Source organism: Bradyrhizobium sp. SZCCHNR2028, from assembly GCF_032380995.1.
Lineage (GTDB): Bacteria > Pseudomonadota > Alphaproteobacteria > Rhizobiales > Xanthobacteraceae > Bradyrhizobium.
The window spans coordinates 126,724-143,163 of sequence record NZ_JAUHJF010000014.1 but is presented as its reverse complement, the minus strand read 5'-3'; the positions used below and the strand labels follow the sequence as shown (position 1 = coordinate 143,163).

General features: G+C 64.9%; 16 protein-coding genes. 7 read left to right on the top strand and 9 right to left on the bottom strand.

Annotated features, from left to right (window positions below; genetic code table 11):
* Positions 1–13: 13 nt before the first annotated feature.
* Together QX121_RS21755 and QX121_RS21750 are read left to right on the top strand one after the other, a co-directional pair.
* Positions 14–595: a cytochrome b/b6 domain-containing protein gene (locus QX121_RS21755; RefSeq protein ID WP_315782779.1), complete on the top strand. Its 582-nt coding sequence runs from the start codon at positions 14–16 to the stop codon at positions 593–595.
* 262 nt (positions 596–857) lie between these two features.
* Positions 858–1,880, top strand: coding sequence for a hypothetical protein (locus QX121_RS21750; RefSeq protein WP_315782781.1), 1,023 nt, complete (start codon positions 858–860; stop codon positions 1,878–1,880).
* A gap of 234 nt (positions 1,881–2,114) precedes the next feature.
* Here the strand turns inward: QX121_RS21750 and ahcY are convergent, their stop codons facing one another.
* The 3 genes from ahcY to QX121_RS21735 all read right to left on the bottom strand — a co-directional run bounded on the left by ahcY (position 2,115) and on the right by QX121_RS21735 (position 6,258).
* Complete coding sequence (ahcY, locus tag QX121_RS21745; RefSeq protein WP_315759149.1) at positions 2,115–3,536, bottom strand: adenosylhomocysteinase; 1,422 nt, start codon at positions 3,534–3,536, stop codon at positions 2,115–2,117.
* Between the two features lie 121 nt (positions 3,537–3,657).
* Positions 3,658–4,854: a methionine adenosyltransferase gene (gene metK, locus QX121_RS21740; RefSeq protein ID WP_315738974.1), complete on the bottom strand. Its 1,197-nt coding sequence runs from the start codon at positions 4,852–4,854 to the stop codon at positions 3,658–3,660.
* A gap of 57 nt (positions 4,855–4,911) precedes the next feature.
* Positions 4,912–6,258, bottom strand: a complete 1,347-nt coding sequence (locus tag QX121_RS21735; protein WP_315812985.1) for a hypothetical protein — start codon at positions 6,256–6,258, stop codon at positions 4,912–4,914.
* A 287-nt stretch (positions 6,259–6,545) separates the two neighbouring features.
* Between QX121_RS21735 and QX121_RS21730 the strand changes: the two genes are divergently transcribed.
* From QX121_RS21730 to QX121_RS21710, 5 genes are all read left to right on the top strand, one after another.
* On the top strand, positions 6,546–6,923 hold the full coding sequence (locus QX121_RS21730; RefSeq protein ID WP_315738976.1) for a DUF2147 domain-containing protein: 378 nt from the start codon (positions 6,546–6,548) through the stop codon (positions 6,921–6,923).
* 57 nt (positions 6,924–6,980) lie between these two features.
* Positions 6,981–7,673, top strand: a complete 693-nt coding sequence (locus QX121_RS21725) for an SGNH/GDSL hydrolase family protein (RefSeq protein WP_315796585.1) — start codon at positions 6,981–6,983, stop codon at positions 7,671–7,673.
* Between the two features lie 86 nt (positions 7,674–7,759).
* Complete coding sequence (locus QX121_RS21720) at positions 7,760–8,884, top strand: acyltransferase (RefSeq protein ID WP_315812984.1); 1,125 nt, start codon at positions 7,760–7,762, stop codon at positions 8,882–8,884.
* A gap of 100 nt (positions 8,885–8,984) precedes the next feature.
* On the top strand, positions 8,985–9,278 hold the full coding sequence (locus QX121_RS21715; protein ID WP_315738980.1) for a type II toxin-antitoxin system RelE/ParE family toxin: 294 nt from the start codon (positions 8,985–8,987) through the stop codon (positions 9,276–9,278).
* 3 nt (positions 9,279–9,281) lie between these two features.
* Positions 9,282–9,611 carry an addiction module antidote protein gene (locus tag QX121_RS21710; RefSeq protein ID WP_315777077.1) on the top strand — a complete coding sequence of 110 codons (330 nt, stop codon included), beginning with the start codon at positions 9,282–9,284 and terminating at the stop codon, positions 9,609–9,611.
* A gap of 300 nt (positions 9,612–9,911) precedes the next feature.
* Here QX121_RS21710 and QX121_RS21705 read toward each other — a convergent pair whose 3' ends face one another.
* The 6 genes from QX121_RS21705 to QX121_RS21680 form a co-directional block, all read right to left on the bottom strand.
* Positions 9,912–11,030 carry a cobalamin-independent methionine synthase II family protein gene (locus tag QX121_RS21705; RefSeq protein ID WP_315812983.1) on the bottom strand — a complete coding sequence of 373 codons (1,119 nt, stop codon included), beginning with the start codon at positions 11,028–11,030 and terminating at the stop codon, positions 9,912–9,914.
* Positions 11,031–11,453: 423 nt separating this feature from the next.
* Positions 11,454–12,170: an ABC transporter ATP-binding protein gene (locus QX121_RS21700; RefSeq protein ID WP_315738984.1), complete on the bottom strand. Its 717-nt coding sequence runs from the start codon at positions 12,168–12,170 to the stop codon at positions 11,454–11,456.
* Positions 12,170–12,916 carry an ABC transporter ATP-binding protein gene (locus QX121_RS21695; RefSeq protein ID WP_315738986.1) on the bottom strand — a complete coding sequence of 249 codons (747 nt, stop codon included), beginning with the start codon at positions 12,914–12,916 and terminating at the stop codon, positions 12,170–12,172. The genes QX121_RS21700 and QX121_RS21695 overlap by 1 nt, the downstream gene beginning before the upstream one ends.
* Positions 12,913–13,950, bottom strand: a complete 1,038-nt coding sequence (locus tag QX121_RS21690; RefSeq protein WP_315812982.1) for a branched-chain amino acid ABC transporter permease — start codon at positions 13,948–13,950, stop codon at positions 12,913–12,915. The genes QX121_RS21695 and QX121_RS21690 overlap by 4 nt, the downstream gene beginning before the upstream one ends.
* Positions 13,951–13,957: 7 nt before the next feature.
* Positions 13,958–14,827: a branched-chain amino acid ABC transporter permease gene (locus tag QX121_RS21685; RefSeq protein ID WP_315738988.1), complete on the bottom strand. Its 870-nt coding sequence runs from the start codon at positions 14,825–14,827 to the stop codon at positions 13,958–13,960.
* 238 nt (positions 14,828–15,065) lie between these two features.
* Complete coding sequence (locus QX121_RS21680; protein WP_315771475.1) at positions 15,066–16,244, bottom strand: ABC transporter substrate-binding protein; 1,179 nt, start codon at positions 16,242–16,244, stop codon at positions 15,066–15,068.
* Positions 16,245–16,440 lie beyond the last annotated feature (196 nt).

Genomic DNA, 16,440 nt, shown 5'->3' with positions numbered 1-16,440 from the left:
TGACGTGAGAGCCATGCACGGCACAGCCCCCCGCGCCAGCCTGAAACACCGGGACGCCGCCGAGACCGTACGGGTCTGGGACCTTCCGCTGCGGCTGTGGCACTGGATGCTGGCCGTGCTGGTGCTCGTCGCCTGGGTGACGCCGAACGTCCATGACGGCCTGCACCGGATCGCGGGCTACGCGATCCTCGGACTGCTTGCGTTCCGCCTGATCTGGGGCATCATCGGCACCCGCCATTCGCGCTTCCGCAGCATCGGCGCCCGGCTGCGCGCGACGCCCGCTTATCTGTGGAATCTGCGGCGCGGCAGGACCGGACGCTATCTCGGGCTGAACCCTGCGGGCACGGCGATGCAGCTCGCACTGCTGCTTCTGCTCATCGTCTCCGTGGTGACCGGCGCGATGCAGGTGACCGTGCGCTTCTTCGGCATCTGGTGGGTCGAGGACACCCACGAGGTGACGTCATATCTGCTGATCCCGCTGGTGGTGCTGCATGTCGCCGGCGTGGTGCTGGTGAGCCGCCTGCAGCGCGAGAATCTCGCCCGCGCCATGCTGACAGGGCGGAAGCTGCTGCGGCGCAGCTCGCGCACGAGCTGACTGGCCGGCTCAGCCGCGTGCGGCGTAGGGCGTCAGCCGGAGGCCCTGCGATCTCCATCATCTGTCGTCGCCGAACGATCGTTCGCGGCGAATCGCGCCACACCCGGAACTCACGAGCGTTGCACGCAGGCCACAGTTCTCGCAAAAGCTGCGCGGGCGCGGAGATGCGTTATTGCGCCGGGCCGTCTTGCGCCGAACAATCGCAGGTATCGGATGCCTGACCGCCCCTCACCAGCAGGGGCTCGGATTTTGGGGAGGCCGGATGATGAGCTCGCAGCAGCTTTCGACGCGTGCGTTGTGTCGGTCCGTTGTCCTGATAGCTTGTGCGGCGGCATGGCCCGCGGCCGCCGCCGAGATCGAGGCGGCGACGCCGCCCGTCGTCGCGGAGCCGATCGCGACGTCGCCGCAGCCGACCGCAGCCGAGCCCGCGCTGACGACCGCGTCGATCACGCCATCGGCCGTCCTGCCAGCGGACGAACAGGCCGCGCCCAGCGCAGCGACCGAACCGCCTCGGCCCACCGTCGCCAGCGCCGACCGCATCGAGATCCTCGACGAGTGCCCCGCCATCGATGCCTGCATCGATCGCTATCTGTGGGCGCTGTACGAGCGCGCGCCGAAGCTCGACAAGATCCGCGAGACCGAGCGCCGCGTTGTCACGGTCAAGCGCAAGGGGCGCATGGTGAAGGTGACGCGCAGCTTCACCAAGCTGGTCGACAATGACTTCACCTGGAAGGATCCGAAGGCGGCCGAGCGCGTCGGCCGCAGCATGATGGAGTACGTGATCGGCGGCATGGACCGCGGCTTCAAGCTGAAGCTGTTTCACACCTTGCACGCCGCCGAGGCCGCGGGTCTCGCGCCGGGCATCACCAGCGGCTTCCGCGACGATTATCGCCAGGAGATCGCGAGCGGGCTGAAGGCCGCGACCAACCGCTCCTATCACGGCGGCAGCCTGCGCGGCGGCTACGGCCATGGACTCGCGGCCGACATCGTCAGCGTCAACGGCGCGACGCGCGCGCAGCGCTGGGTGGCGACCGAGCAGTTGTGGAAATGGGTCGACGCCAACGGCAAGAGCTTTGGCATCGGCCGGCCCTATCTCGATCGCGACCCGCCGCATGTCGGCCCGGTCGACGGCGAGGAATATGCCAAGCATCGCGCGCCTGCGGTGAGGGTGGCGGCGGCGGAGACGAAGAAGGGCAAGCGGATCGCCGCGCGACCGGAGCATCATGCGGCAAAGCGCACGAAGGCGGTGCGCGCGTCGGCGCTGGCCTCGCGGCGGACAGGGTGATTGTCACGTACACTGCAGGTGGCAGTATCTCGTTGATTTCGTAGAGCGCACACTCTCTCCGTCATTGCGAGGAGCGAAGCGACGAAGCAATCCAGAGTCGCACGCGACACCCTGGATTGCTTCGCTTCGCTCGCAATGACGACGTCCTATCTTCGGAGCATCGATGACGACAAAACAAAAGGCCGGGGCAATGCCCCGGCCTTCACCATCTCCGCCGCGCGTCGCGCCGGATTATCAGTAGCGGTAGTGGTCCGACTTGAACGGGCCTTCCGGCTTGACGCCGATGTAGGAGGCCTGGTCGGGGCGCAGCTTGGTGAGATTCACGCCGATCTTGGCGAGATGCAGCATCGCCACCTTCTCGTCCAGCGACTTCGGCAGCACGTAGACTTCCTTCTTGTACTTGCCGTCCTTGTTGTTGGCGTAGAGCTCGATCTGCGCCAGGGTCTGGTTGGTGAAGGACGCCGACATCACGAAGGACGGGTGGCCCATCGCATTGCCGAGGTTCACCAGGCGGCCTTCGGACAGCAGGATCATGCGCTTGCCGTCGGGGAAGGTGATCTCGTCGACCTGCGGCTTGATGTTGGTCCACTTCAGATTCTTCAGCGAGGCGACCTGGATCTCGTTGTCGAAGTGGCCGATGTTGCAGACGATGGCGCGATCCTTCATCGCGCGCATGTGCTCGATGGTGATGATGTCCTTGTTGCCGGTGGCGGTGACGAAGATGTCGGCGCGCGGCGCGGCGTCCTCCATCGTCACAACCTCATAGCCCTCCATTGCCGCCTGCAGCGCGCAGATCGGATCGATCTCGGACACCATGACGCGGCAGCCGGCCTGGCGCAGCGAGGCGGCCGAGCCCTTGCCGACGTCGCCGAAGCCCGCAACCATCGCGACCTTGCCGGACATCATCACGTCGGTGCCGCGTCGGATGCCGTCGACCAGCGACTCGCGGCAGCCGTAGAGGTTGTCGAACTTCGACTTGGTGACGCTGTCGTTGACGTTGATCGCGGGCCACAGCAGCGTGCCGGCCTTCTGCATGTCGTAGAGACGGTGCACGCCCGTGGTGGTCTCCTCCGAGACGCCCTTGATCGACTTGGCGATCTCGGCGAAGTAGCCCTTCGGCTTCTCCTTGAGCTGCTTCTTGAGCAGCGCGAAGAACACCTCCTCCTCCTCGGAGGCAGGCTTGTCGAGGAACGCCGCGTCGCCGTTCTCGGCGCGCAGGCCGAGATGGACGTACATGGTGGCGTCGCCGCCGTCATCGAGGATCATGTTCGGATGGCCGCCGCCATGCCAGTCGAACAGCTTGGCGGTGTAGTCCCAGTAGTCGACCAGCGTCTCGCCCTTGACGGCGAACACCGGAATGCCGGCGGCAGCGATCGCCGCGGCGGCGTGGTCCTGGGTCGAGTAGATGTTGCACGAGACCCAGCGGATGTCGGCGCCGAGCGCCTTCAGCGTCTCGATCAGCACCGCGGTCTGGATGGTCATGTGCAGCGAGCCCGCAATGCGCGCGCCCTTCAGCGGCTGCTTCGGGCCATACTCCTCACGCGTCGCCATCAGGCCGGGCATCTCGGTCTCGGCGAGCGAGATCTCCTTGCGGCCGAACTCGGCGAGCGAAATGTCCTTGACGATGTAGTCGGTGAAACCTGGCTTGGCGGTCATGTGGGGTTCCTGTTTGTCAAAAAACATCATTCCGGGGCACGTCAGCGCGAACCCGGAATCCATCACTTCGAGATTCCGGGTTCAGCGCTATTGCGCTGCCCCGGAATGACGGCCCTAACAACTACACCGCGCGCTTGAACGCTTCGGCGAGGTCGGTCTTCTCCCAGGAGAAGCCGCCCTCGTTGTCCGGCGTGCGGCCGAAATGGCCGTAGGCCGCGGTGCGCGCGTAGATCGGGCGGTTGAGGTCGAGATGCGAGCGGATGCCGCGCGGGGTAAGGTTCATGACCTCGGCCGCCGCCTTCTCGAGCTTGTCCTCGGATACCTTCCCGGTGCCGTGGGTGTCGATGTAGATCGACAGCGGCCGCGCCACGCCGATGGCATAAGCGAGCTGCAGGGTGCAGCGGTCGGCGAGACCGGAAGCGACGATGTTCTTGGCGAGGTAGCGGGCGGCGTAGGCCGCGGAGCGGTCGACCTTGGTCGGATCCTTGCCGGAGAAGGCGCCGCCGCCATGCGGAGCCGCGCCGCCATAGGTGTCGACGATGATCTTGCGGCCGGTGAGGCCGGTGTCGCCATCGGGGCCGCCGATGTAGAACTTGCCGGTCGGGTTGATGTGCCAGATCGTGTCCTTGGTGATCCAGTCCTTCGGCAGCGCCTCGCGCACATAGGGCTCGACCCGCTCGCGCACCTGCGCCGAGGTCATGTCCTCGACCAGATGCTGATGCGAGACGACGATCTCGCGCACGCCCACCGGCTTGCCATTCTCATAGCGCACGGTGACCTGGCTCTTGGAGTCCGGGCCGAGCACCTTCTCGACTCCCGAATGACGGGCTTCCGAAATCAGGCGCAGGATCTTATGGGCGTAGAAAATCGGCGCCGGCATCAAATCGGGCGTCTCGTTGCAAGCGTAACCGAACATGATGCCCTGGTCGCCGGCGCCCTCTTCCTTGACTTCGCCCGGCTGCAGCGCGTCGACGCCCTGCGCAATGTCGGCCGACTGCGGATGCAGCAGGATCTCGATGTCGCAGGTCTTCCAGTGGAAGCCTTCCTGCTCGTAGCCGATGTCCTTGATGGCCTCGCGGACGACGTGCTCGATGTGCTCGTTGGTAACCGAAGCCGGGCCGCGGGTCTCACCGGCGATCACGACCTTGTTGGTGGTGGCGAGCGTCTCGCACGCGGCGCGGATCTGCCAGGGGTCGATGCCGGCCTTCGGCCCTTCGCGGTAGAACAGGTCGACGATCTCATCGGAAATACGGTCGCAAACCTTGTCCGGATGGCCTTCGGACACCGACTCCGAGGTGAACAGATATGACGCGCGCATCAAGCAACCCCTTCTTCGCCGCCCACGGCGGTCGTTTGTATTGATCCCTAAGGAATGTCAGTCGCGACGCCGCGAGATGACGTAGGACTCGTCGTAGAACCACAGCCCGTTGTGCTTTCGCAGAACCTCTCTGGCGGCGTCGAGCGCACGAGACGAGTGGGCGACCTCCGTCAGGCGGTCTTCCTCGATCTGCGCGACATACACCGCCGCGTTCCAGGCTGCAAAGGCCGTCGAGGTTCCGATGGTACCGGTGACCTCGTTGGGCAGAGCCTCCATCTCATACCTGAAAATCGAGCGATTGTCCGCATAGGCGTTAAAATTTAAGTCCCGCCCACTGGACCCCAACTCGTACTTGACGGCGCGCAATAGCTCATGGCGGCTGACCGAGAAAGGATTTTCTCCGGGCCAGACCGCCTGGATGATCTCCAGGCCCGGATCCTCGCCATGGGAGTGGATTCCGATCAGCCGCCCGCCCGGCTTCAGCGCCCTCGCCAGCGGTGCGATGATGCGCTTGGCGCGGAAATTGACCGAGGAACGGGCCCGGTAGGGCTGCGAGGCGATGATCAGGTCGAAATTGGCCTCGACCCGCCCGGCCCGCGGGATGATGCCGTCGAGCAGGAAGCGGTGATCCTCGCGGTAGAGCACCAGCGCGATCGGCCGCTCATAGACCGGCATGCCCGTGCGCTGGGAGACGTTGGCGCGCCAGTTCTGCTCCAGGAACGGCTTCAGCGCCGCGATCTGGGTCTCGAAATCCCCCGACGAATCGCCCTGCAGCACGACCTCGTGCCAGATCATCGATGCCGCCACCGACGGCGAGGCCGGGGTCAGCCAGGGCGCCTCGGCATAGTTCATGTTGGTGAACACGAACACGCTGGCGGGGTGCTCGAACAGCCGGTCCGGCACCTTTTCCAAGGTCAGCCGGACGTCCTCGAGGCTCAGCTCCTTGCCCGCGACATAGAACGGGATGTGGGGAAAGCGGCCATGCATGGTCCGCAGCACCTTCGACAGCACGGTGCCGTCGCCGACACCGGCGTCGAACAGCCGCAGCGCCGGCGGCCGCGGATGGATGCTGGCGAGCTCGAGCCCCACCCGTTCCGCCACCACCCGCTTCTCGCTGCAGGTGTGCACGAACAAGAGATATTTCTGGCGATTCTCGAAGAAGCGGAAATTGCTCTTGGGATCGCGCTTCTCGGGCACGACATCGAGCCGCGGCGGCAGGGTGCCGGTGGATGCCGCGATATAGGCCTGGATGCGGTCGAGCGTGTCGATGGTGATGCGCTTGCCCTCGCGCAGCCGCTGCACCAGCTTGCCGTCGTTGACGGCGCGCCGGCCGAACGTCGACTCCGCCATATCCGACTGGCGGCAGAACTCCGTGATCTGGGCGAGCAGCTGGTCGTTCTTCATTCGGCCCGGCGGGGTGGGAAACATGAGTGGGCAGCGCGCCCCTGGCCCAACCTCCTAGCACCATCTGCCCACCATTGGAAAGAGCCCGAACCCGGAACCTTCCGGACGCAGAAACACCGGATACGCCGCTGTCGCGCCACATCGGCACGCCCGGTCGCGAGGTGCAGCATGTCCGAACCTGCTATCTTTGTTGAACAATGGAGACGAAGCGTATCGCCGTCGGCCCGCCGCATCGCCGACACGATCCGCCAGCAACAAGCTCGTCTCGAAGGATTAGGGAGGCACGCATGATCGGTCGTTTTGTCCTTGGACTTGGGTTCTCGCTCGCGCTGGCCGCAGGCCCGGCGCTCGCCGACGACGTCACCGGCGTCTGGCTGCGCGAGAGCGGCGCCTCCAAGGTCAAGTTCACCCCCTGCGGCGGCGCCATCTGCGGCACACTGGTCTGGATCAAGGAGGGCACCGACACCCCGGCCAAGGTCGGCCAGCGGCTGTTCTCCGGGATGAAGCCGACCGGACCCAATGCCTGGGCCGGCAGCTACAGCAATCCCGATGACGGCAAGACCTACGATGCCAAGATGACGCTGTCGGGCGGCACCTTGACGACCGCGGGCTGCGCGCTCGGCGGCATCGTCTGCCGGTCCTCGACCTGGACGCGGGCGAATTAGAGCTCCGTTTGCGAATTTGCACTACGGTCTCACCGATCGAGGGCACCAATCGTCCACATGGCAGCGAAGGCACAGGCGCGACTGGGTTTTGTGCTGTTTGCGGTGATTGCCGCGGCAGCCGCGACGTTCGTGCTGGTGCGCCGCTCTGCGGCGCCGTCCGGCAGCGACCACCGGACGGTTCGCCAGCTCATCGTCCACTACAACCTGCTGGCGCGCCCCGATGATCCGATCATCGTGCTTGGCGACAGCATCGTCGAGGCGGCGACGCTGCCGGCCAGCGCCTGCGGGCATCCGGTCGTCAACGCCGGTCTCGCCGGCGCCGGGACGCGCAGCGACCTCGCCGGCTGGCTCAAGCCCGCACTCGGGCCGAAACGGCCGTTCGCGATCATCGTCTCCCTCGGCGTGAACGATGCACTGACCGCCAAGCCCGACTCCAGTGAGGTCTTCGCTGGACGCTACGAGGCCCTGCTGCGCGAGCTGTCAAAGCTCACCACGCGCATCTTCATCGCTGAGTTTCCCCTCGTCGAGGCGCGCGGGCCATTCACGCCAGCCATGGAGAAGGCCGCCATGGCGAGCATCGCCGGCTACCGCGCCGAGCTGCCGGACCTCGCGAGGCGCACCGGCGCGACCTTCCTGCCCCTGCCGCCGATGGAGTCGCCGTTCACGCTCGAAGGCATTCATCTGAATGCCACAGGCTATCGATCCTGGGACCAGGCGATCCTGCAGGGAACCGAGCTCGCCTGCCGCTGATCCCCGCAGGCAGCGAAAACAATCCTTCACTTCGCGCCGGCTAGGATTGGGCCGCACATCCCGTCGAGACGGTTAACGATCACCGCATGGCCCTGCCCTACACATCGACATCGCCTGGGACTCACAAGCTGCTCGGGCTCGAGCTGCTGCGTTTCCTCGCCACCATCTCGGTGCTGCTGTGGCACTACCCGCACTTCGCCTACATCGCCGATGCCCCCGTCGATCTCGTCCGCAGCGAGCTGCCGTTCTACAATGTCCTGTTTCCGTTCTATGAGCTCGGCGAATACGGCGTCGTGATCTTCTGGTGCATCTCGGGCTTCATCTTCTTCTGGAAGTACGGCGCGATCATCCCGGATGGCACGGTCGACGGCTGGACCTTCTTCGTCAACCGGCTGTCGCGGCTCTATCCGCTGCATCTCGCAACGCTGCTGCTGGTCGCGGGGTTGCAGGCCCTCTATGTCGCGCAGCACGGCTTCTTCTTCGTCTACCAGAGCAACGATCTCGCTCATTTCGTCGCCCAGCTTTTCATGGCGAGCGACTGGCTGTCGCCGACCGGGGTCAGCTTCAACGGCCCGATCTGGTCGGTCTCGATCGAGGTCCTGGTCTATGCGGTGTTCTTCCTGGCGCTGCGTTTCGTCACCACATCACCGCTGTTGAACCTGGCGATGATCCTGGCCGGCATCGCGAGCGGGACACTGGTCGGCAAGTGTTTCGTGTTCTTCTATGCCGGCGGACTGGCCGCCATGGCGCGGCAGAGCGTCGCCGATGCCTGGTATCGGCCGAAGCTCGAGGCCCTCGCTTTGAGCGCGGCTGTCGGAATTCCGGTCGCTCTCTGGATCTCCGGCATTGAGCTGGCCGAGCGGGCCGCAGCTCTGCTGCTGGTCACCACGCCGATCCTGTTGTTCGCCTGCGCGAGGCCGATCGCCCTGCCGCGGCGCATCGAGAACCTGCTGCAGGCCGCCGGCAACATGACCTATTCCTGCTATCTGCTGCACTTCCCGATCCAGCTTGCGATCGCACTGGTTTTTGGCTTTTTAGGACGAGCAATTCCATACGGCAGCCAGTCGTTCTGGATTGGCTTCATGGCGCTGACCCTGTCGGCGGCGTACGTCACCTATCGCGGGTTCGAGGCGCCAGCGCAGCGGCTGATTCGTCGCGCACTGCTACGCAAAAACGAAACGGGGCGGATTGCTCCGGCCGCCCAACCTTGATCGCAAGACCGCCGAGCCCAGCGCTCGGGCAGGAGGGCATTGCCGGCGCGCCTCGCTCTCGCACCCTTGCGCCTCTGTACCTTTTAAGATACACTCTTTCATGCTCGAAATCCGGCAGACCAGCGAATTCAAGGAATGGCTTCTTGGTCTGCGAGATGCGAGAGCAAAGGCACGTATTGCTGCCCGCATTGCCCGTGCTGAAGGTGGCAACCTCGGGGACAGCAAGCCCGTTGGTGGGGGCGTCTCCGAAATGCGGATCGATTACGGCCCCGGCTATCGGGTCTATTTTCGCCAGAAAGGCAACGTCTTGGTGATCCTGCTTTGCGGTGGTGACAAGAGCACCCAGCGTTCCGATATCCGGCGCGCTCAAGAACTGGCCGAGAGAGAGGGGTAGCGAATGGCAACAACGCGCTTCGATGCCGCGGAATATCTTGCAGAGCCGGAGGCCCAAGCCGAGTTTCTGGCCGCGGCGCTTGAGGACGGCACCGCTGATGAAATCCGCGCCGCGATCAACACAATTGCCCGGGCGCGCGGCATGTCGGAAGTCGCAAAGGCAACCGGCATCCGTCGCGAACAGCTCTATCGGGCGCTTGGTGAAGACGGGAACCCGGAGTTCGCCACCATCCTGAAAGTGCTCCGCGCTCTCGGCGTGAAGCTCACCTCGGCTCCGCCTAAGACGGCTCCGAAGCGGAAGACCACCAAGAAGGCGGGCCGCCGGGCCGCGTAGTGAGATCTTCGAGATGGCATTGAATGTGCTGGTCGTTACCAGCCATTCAGCAGATCATCGGCCTCTTGCAACAGAGCCAAGACCCGACGGGATTGCTTGGGCGGCTTGATGAGTCCACCTCGGCCAGACCTATTGAAATCGCAATCGTCAAAATCAGGTCACGGACATGGCGGCTCTTGCATCCATCGCCGTGAAGGATCGCCGCGCATTTGCCGCGGCGATCCTGTCCGAAGCGACCGTCTTAGTCAGCTGCCCCGGGTAAGGTACGGGTCTGACTTCAATGGGCTCCTGTCCGCAGGCTTACTTCCCCCAGATTTCCTCGGCGAGCTCGACGCAGAGGCGCAGCTTGGCCCACTGCTCCTCTTCGCTCAGGATGTTGCCTTCCTCGGTCGAGGCGAAGCCGCATTGCGGGGACAGCGCGAGCTGGTCGAGCGGGGCGAACTTCGAGGCCTCCTCCAGGCGGCGCTTGATGTCGTCCTTCTTCTCGAGTTCGCCGACCTTCGAGGTGACGAGACCGACCACGACGACCTTGTTGCCCTTGGGCAGGAAGCGCAGCGGCTCGAAGCCGCCGGCGCGCTCGCTGTCATACTCCAGGAAGTAGCCGTCATAGTTGGTGTTGGCGAGCATGGTCTCGGCCACCGGCTCGTAGCCGCCCGAGGAGATCCAGGTCGAGCGGAAATTGCCGCGGCAGACGTGGGTCGTAATCGTCATGTCGGCGGGCCGCTCGGCGATCGCGTAGTTGATGATGCGCGAATAGATCTGCTGCAGGCCATCGGGATTGTCGCCACGCTCCCTGGCCTTCTGCAATTCGTCCTGCGAGCACAGATAGGCCCACACGGTGTCGTCGAACTGCAGATAGCGGCAGCCGGCGTCGTAGAACGCCTTCACGGCCTTGCGATAGGTCTTGCCGAGATCCTCGTAGAAGGCGTCGAGATCGGGATAGACGTCCTTGGAGATCGACTTGCGGCCGCCACGGAAGTGCAGCACGGCCGGCGACGGGATCGTCATCTTCGCCGTCACATGCGCGGTGTCGGCGTGCTTCTTCAGGAAGCGGAAATGGTCGAGCATCGGATGATCGGTCGGGAAGTCGAGCTTGCTGATCACGCGCACCGCGTCATGACGGGTCTGCACGCCCGTGAACTGGATGCCGGTGTCGGGATGGAACAGCTCGCAGCCAGTCAGCTTGGCGAGGAAGTCGAAATGCCACCAGGAGCGGCGGAACTCGCCATCGGTCGCAAGCTTCAGGCCGGTCGAGGCCTGGCGGTGCACGACCTTCTCGATCTCCATGTCCTCGATCTTTCGGAGATCGTCGGCCGAGATCTCGCCCTTCTCGAATTTGGCGCGGGCTTCCTTGATCTTCTGGGGCCGCAAGAGGCTGCCGACTTCGTCGGCGCGGAATGGGGGCTTGGTGCGTTGCATGTGCTCACTCCTTGGAAGGCGTCGATTCGTTGGATAGACTTGTTGGGCTGGTTGCGATCTGCCTTGGCGTGCGATCCGGGCAAAGCGTCATGGACGGGTCCATCCCCTACCCCGTATCCGACCGGTATACAATTCCGTTGGAACGGGGAGCTTGGCCCGGTCCCCAGCCACACCGCTCGCCTGGGCTGCCAGAAATCATCCAGGGGTGATTTTGCGACCGTCTCCGGGTGGGCCGAGGCGGAAGGGCCGGGTTGCCCTTTGTCGGCGCTTCACGATCGTTCCCTGCGATGGCGAATCCTGCATACCAATGTGGCAGAGGCGGCGCGGCACACCGCAATCGACCCCCGCACCGCGTGCGTGAACCATATCACAACTGCAACCGAAGATGACGCTGCCCGGCTGCCGTCGAGCCGGTTGATCGGGTCAATGCGCCGCCGCGCTCGCAACCCCCAGATGCCGCTCAAGCGGCGCCGGATCGGCCTTCAGCGCGCTCGACGGGGCATCATGCACGATAGTGCCGCGCTCCAGGATGACGACGCGGTCGGCCAGCGCGAGCAGCTTCTGCGCGTGCTGCTCGACAATGATGGAGCACAGCCCGCCGGCCCGGCTGATGGTGCCGATCGCGGCCAGCAGCTCCTCGACGATGATCGGCGCCAGGCCCTCGGTCGGCTCATCCAGCAGCAGCACCTTCGGGTTCAGGGTCAGCGCGCGGCCGATCGCCAGCATCTGCTGCTCGCCGCCCGACAGCTGGTTGCCGAAATTGTTGCGGCGCTCCTTCAGCCGCGGAAACATCTGGTAGACGCGCTCGACCGTCCAGGGGCCGGGCTGCGCCACCGCGGTCATGTTTTCCTCCACCGTGAGCGAGCGGAAGATGTTGCGCTCCTGCGGCACCCAACCGATGCCGGCACGGGCGCGCTGATCGGCGCGCAGGCTCGTGATGTCGGTGCCCGCCAAGGCCAGCTTGCCGGAGAAGCGGCGGGTGACGCCGACGATGGAATTGATCAGCGTCGTCTTGCCGGTGCCGTTGCGGCCGAGCAGCGCCAGCACCTGGCCCTCGGGCAGCTTGAGCGACATGTTCGGCAGCACGACCGCCTGGCCGTAGCCGGCGCGAAGATTTTCAATCGTGAGCAGATCGGTCATCACGCAGCCTCGCCGAGATAGACCGCCTTGACCTGCGGATCGCGCGCGACCTCGTCGGGCGTGCCTTCGACCAGCAGAGCGCCGGAGACCAGGACCGAGATGCGGTCGGCGAAGGAGAAGACGAGATCCATGTCGTGCTCGATCAGCAGCACCGTCACGTCGCGCGGCAGCGCGGCGACGGCGGCGAGAATGTCCTTGCGCTCGCCCTCGGGCACGCCGGCGGCGGGCTCGTCGAGCAGCAGCACGCGGGGCTTGGCGGCGATCGCGACGGCGATCTCGAGCAGGCGCTGCTTGCCATAGGGTAAGGTCGAGGTACGATCATTCATCACGTCGAGCAGGCGGAAGCTCTCCAGCGTCTCGGCGATCTCGGCATTGATGTCGTCGCGCGTGCCCATGCGCCGCCACCAATTGCCGCCGCCGCCGAGGCGCTCGGACACGGCAAGCCCGATGGTCTCCAGCGGCGTCAGGTCCGGATAGAGCTGATTGATCTGGAAGGTGCGCGACAGGCCGCGCAGCACGCGCTTGTGCACCGGCAGGTCGGTGATGTCCTGGCCTTCGAGCAGGATGCGCCCCGCGCTCGGCTCCAGCACGCCGGTCAGTTGATTGATCACGGTGGTCTTGCCGGCGCCGTTCGGGCCGATCAGCGCGTGGCGCGCGCCCGGCACGATCTGCAGCGACAGGTCGCGGGTGACGTGAAGGCCGCCGAAATGCTTGTCGAGGCCGCGGGTTTCCAATGCGTAGGTCATGGCGCCTCGTTATCGGTGAGGGCCACCGCGGCCTTGCGGCCAGCGATCTGGCGCAGGATGAGGTTGGGCAACCACAGCGCATAAGCGTGGATGCGGTGGCGGCCCACCAGCACGATGACGACGAGCACGAGGCCGATCCAGAACATCCAATATTGCGGCGTGATCCACTGGAACAGCTCCTGCAGCATCCGGAACACGGCGGCGCCGATCAGCCCGCCATAGAGATAGCCGGAGCCGCCGATGACCAGCATCAGCACCAGGTCTGCGGAGCGCTCGAACGAGAACACGTCGAGCGAGGCCAGTGCCGTGGTCTGGGTGAACAGCGCCCCGGCAATGCCAGCATAGAACGCCGCGACCGTGTAGATCGCGATCAGGCGCTTGTTGACGGGAATGCCGACGGCGGCGGCCCGCAGCGGATTGTTCTTGATCGCGCGCAGCGACAGGCCGAACGGCGAGTGCACGATCGTCCGCGCCAGCAGAAACAGCACGAACAGCACCGCAAGCGCATAGAAGAACCCGGTCTTGCCGAACATGTCGAAGGCGAACACGCCGAAGATCGGCTGGATGTCGATGCCCTGGAGACCGTCGGTGCCGCCGGTGATGTTGGAAAAGCGCTCCGCCAGCGCCTCCATCAAGAGCGCGATGCCGAGCGTCACCATCAGTCGCGTCAGGTCGACACCGCGGATGACCAGGAAGCTGGTGGCGAAGCCAAGCACAGTGGCGGCAAGTCCCGCCACGATCAGCGCCAGCACCGGCTCATTGATGATGCCGTGCACCGAGAGCAGGCCCGCGCAATAGGCCCCGACGCCGAAGAAGGCCGCGTGCCCGAGCGAGACGATGCCGGCGTAACCGAGGATCAGGTCGAGCGACAGAGCGAACAGCGCCAGCCGCAGGATCTCGGTCATGATCAGGTAGCGCGATGGAAACGCGAGGCCAACCGCCAGCGCGACGATCCAGAAGGCGAACTCGCTCCAGTGCCAGCGGCCGTGCTGCCTGGCGTGAAATCCGACCTCGGTTTGTGCATTCGTCGTCATGCGATCCTCACCGCGTCGCCGTGCGACCGAACAGACCGTTCGGGCGCCAGATCAGGATCACGATCATGATGGTGTAGATGACGAAAGGGCCAAGCTTCGGCACGTAATATTTGCCGGCAACGTCGCCGATGCCGAGCAGCAGCGAGGCCAGGAACGGCCCGGTGATCGAGGACGAGCCGCCCACGGTGACCACAATCAGGAAGTAGATCATGAACTTGAGCGGGAAATACGGATCGAGGCCGAGGATCTCGGCGCTGAGCGCGCCGCCGAGGCCGGCCAGTCCGCAGCCGAACGCAAAGGTGAAGGCGAACACCTGCGGCACGTTGATGCCGAGGCCGCTCGCCGCGCGCGGATCATCGACCGCGGCGCGCAGCCGGCTGCCGAACCGCGTCTTGGAGAGCACCAGCTGCAGCCCCACTGTGAGCAGGCCGCATATCACGATGATCATCAGCCGGTAGCGGCCGATGCCGACGCCGAAGACGTCGAACTGGCCCTGCAGCACGTCCGGCAGCTTGATGAAGATTCGCGAGGAGCCCATGATGTAGTCGACAGCGGCCACCGTCATGAAGACGAGTCCGATCGAGAACAGCACCTGGTCGAGATGGCTGCGCGCATAGAGATGCTGATAGAGTGTCCGCTCCAGCAGCGCGCCGATCATGGCGCTCGCGACGAAGGCCAGCGGCAGCGCTGCGAAGAACGGCCATCCCATTCGGTTGACGAGCACGGCGCAGACATAGCCGCCGGCCATGGCGAAGGCGCCGTGGGCGAGGTTGACGAAGTTCATCAGGCCGAGCGTCACGGCGAGCCCGCAGGCCAGCACGAACAGCAGCATGCCATAAGCGACGCCGTCGAACAGGTTGGTGAGGATGGCGGTCATGGAGTCGAGTTTCAGTCCCCGGTCATCCCTTCATCCGAAGGGCATGCATACAACGCTTGCTCGGTCTGCGCCTCTCCCGCTTGCGGGGGAGGTCGGATCGCATCGGAACGATGTGATCCGGGTGGGGGAAATCTCTCCACACGACGCGCGTGCCGTGGGGTGCCCCCACCCCAGCCCTCCCCCGCAGGCGGGGGAGGGAGCGCACGGTCCGTGCGCGCTTGAGATGACGCCTATCGCGTCACTTCTTGGCCTTGCCCGGATCCTTGACGGCGTCGAAGGTCTGGAACTCGACGTTGTAGAGCTCGCCGTCGACCTTCTCGACCTTGCGGATGTAGACGTTCTGAACGATGTCGCGCGTCTCCGGATCGATCGAGATGGGACCGCGCGGGCTCTCCCAGGCCATGCCCTTCATCGCAGCAATCAGGGAATCGCCGTCGGTCTTGCCACCGGTCTTCTTCAGCGCCTCGTAGATCAGATGGATGCCGTCGTAGCCACCGACCGCCATGAAGCCTGGACGGCTGTTGAACGCCTTCTTGTAGGCCGCGACGAACTCCTTGTTCTTCGCCGACGGATGCGCCGCCGAATAGATGTGCGCGGTGACGGCGCCGAGCACGGCGTCGCCCATGTCGTTGAGCAGGTCGTCGTCGGTGACGTCACCCGGTCCGATCACCTTGATGCCGCTCTTGTCGAGGCCGCGCTCGGCATATTGCTTCATGAAGTTGCCGCCCTGGCCGGCCGGCACGAACACGAACATGGCGTCCGGCTTGGCGTCCTTCATGCGCTGCAGGAAGGGAGCGAAGTCGGGGTTCGCCAGCGGAACCTTGATTTCCTCGACGATCTCGCCGCCGCCGGCGGTGAAATGCTCCTTGAACGAGGCCAGCGCGTCGTTGCCCGGCGCGTAGTCCGAGGTCAGGGTGGCGACCTTCTTGATGCCGTTCTTGACCGCCCAGTCGCCGATGATGGTGGAGGACTGCGGCAGGGTGAAGCTGGTGCGGACGATGTACGGCGACTTCTCGGTGATGATGGAGGTGCCGGCGGCCATGACGATTTCCGGAATCTTGCCCTGGGTGGCAAGCGGCGCGGCGGCGAAGGCCGCCGGCGTCACGCCGAAGCCGGCGATCACGTTGACCTTGTCGTTGACGATCAGCTCCTGCGCCAGACGCTTGGTGTTGTCGGGCAGCGCGGCGTCGTCCTTGAGGATGACCTGGATCTTCTTGCCGGCGACGGTGTCGCCGTTCTGCTGCATATAGAGCTTGATGGCATTGTCGATCTGCTTGCCGGTCGACGCCTGGCCGCCGGTCATCGGCACGATCAAGCCGATCTTGAATGCGTCTTCGGCCCGCGCCGCACCGGACGCGAGCGCAGCCGCGGCAAGAGCCGCACTGGCGAGCGTCAGTGTCTTGCTTCGCACGAACATTGAAACTACCTCCCTGGTCGGATCAGGACCGCAGCCCCCGGCCATTGTTGTCTTAACCGTGCGATCTCGTTCACGATATCGCGGGCGCATCGCTGCGGACTCGGGACCCCGTTGTCAATGGCGATCATGGGAGGCTTCGTGAACGGTAGGTTTCCGCAACGGACCACCAATCCGTGATTGGTATATTAATACCGAC

What these genes read in the sequence shown, in the direction of transcription:
- QX121_RS21750 (WP_315782781.1), top strand. Translation starts at nt 858, where the DNA reads ATGATGAGCTCGCAGCAGCTTTCGACGCGTGCGTTGTGTCGGTCCGTT.
- ahcY (WP_315759149.1), bottom strand. Translation starts at nt 3,536, where the DNA reads ATGACCGCCAAGCCAGGTTTCACCGACTACATCGTCAAGGACATTTCG.
- QX121_RS21700 (WP_315738984.1), bottom strand. Translation starts at nt 12,170, where the DNA reads ATGACCGATCTGCTCACGATTGAAAATCTTCGCGCCGGCTACGGCCAG.
- QX121_RS21735 (WP_315812985.1), bottom strand. Translation starts at nt 6,258, where the DNA reads ATGAAGAACGACCAGCTGCTCGCCCAGATCACGGAGTTCTGCCGCCAG.
- QX121_RS21705 (WP_315812983.1), bottom strand. Translation starts at nt 11,030, where the DNA reads ATGCAACGCACCAAGCCCCCATTCCGCGCCGACGAAGTCGGCAGCCTC.
- QX121_RS21755 (WP_315782779.1), top strand. Translation starts at nt 14, where the DNA reads ATGCACGGCACAGCCCCCCGCGCCAGCCTGAAACACCGGGACGCCGCC.
- QX121_RS21680 (WP_315771475.1), bottom strand. Translation starts at nt 16,244, where the DNA reads ATGTTCGTGCGAAGCAAGACACTGACGCTCGCCAGTGCGGCTCTTGCC.
- QX121_RS21725 (WP_315796585.1), top strand. Translation starts at nt 6,981, where the DNA reads ATGGCAGCGAAGGCACAGGCGCGACTGGGTTTTGTGCTGTTTGCGGTG.
- QX121_RS21720 (WP_315812984.1), top strand. Translation starts at nt 7,760, where the DNA reads ATGGCCCTGCCCTACACATCGACATCGCCTGGGACTCACAAGCTGCTC.
- QX121_RS21685 (WP_315738988.1), bottom strand. Translation starts at nt 14,827, where the DNA reads ATGACCGCCATCCTCACCAACCTGTTCGACGGCGTCGCTTATGGCATG.
- QX121_RS21695 (WP_315738986.1), bottom strand. Translation starts at nt 12,916, where the DNA reads ATGACCTACGCATTGGAAACCCGCGGCCTCGACAAGCATTTCGGCGGC.
- metK (WP_315738974.1), bottom strand. Translation starts at nt 4,854, where the DNA reads ATGCGCGCGTCATATCTGTTCACCTCGGAGTCGGTGTCCGAAGGCCAT.
- QX121_RS21730 (WP_315738976.1), top strand. Translation starts at nt 6,546, where the DNA reads ATGATCGGTCGTTTTGTCCTTGGACTTGGGTTCTCGCTCGCGCTGGCC.
- QX121_RS21710 (WP_315777077.1), top strand. Translation starts at nt 9,282, where the DNA reads ATGGCAACAACGCGCTTCGATGCCGCGGAATATCTTGCAGAGCCGGAG.
- QX121_RS21715 (WP_315738980.1), top strand. Translation starts at nt 8,985, where the DNA reads ATGCTCGAAATCCGGCAGACCAGCGAATTCAAGGAATGGCTTCTTGGT.
- QX121_RS21690 (WP_315812982.1), bottom strand. Translation starts at nt 13,950, where the DNA reads ATGACGACGAATGCACAAACCGAGGTCGGATTTCACGCCAGGCAGCAC.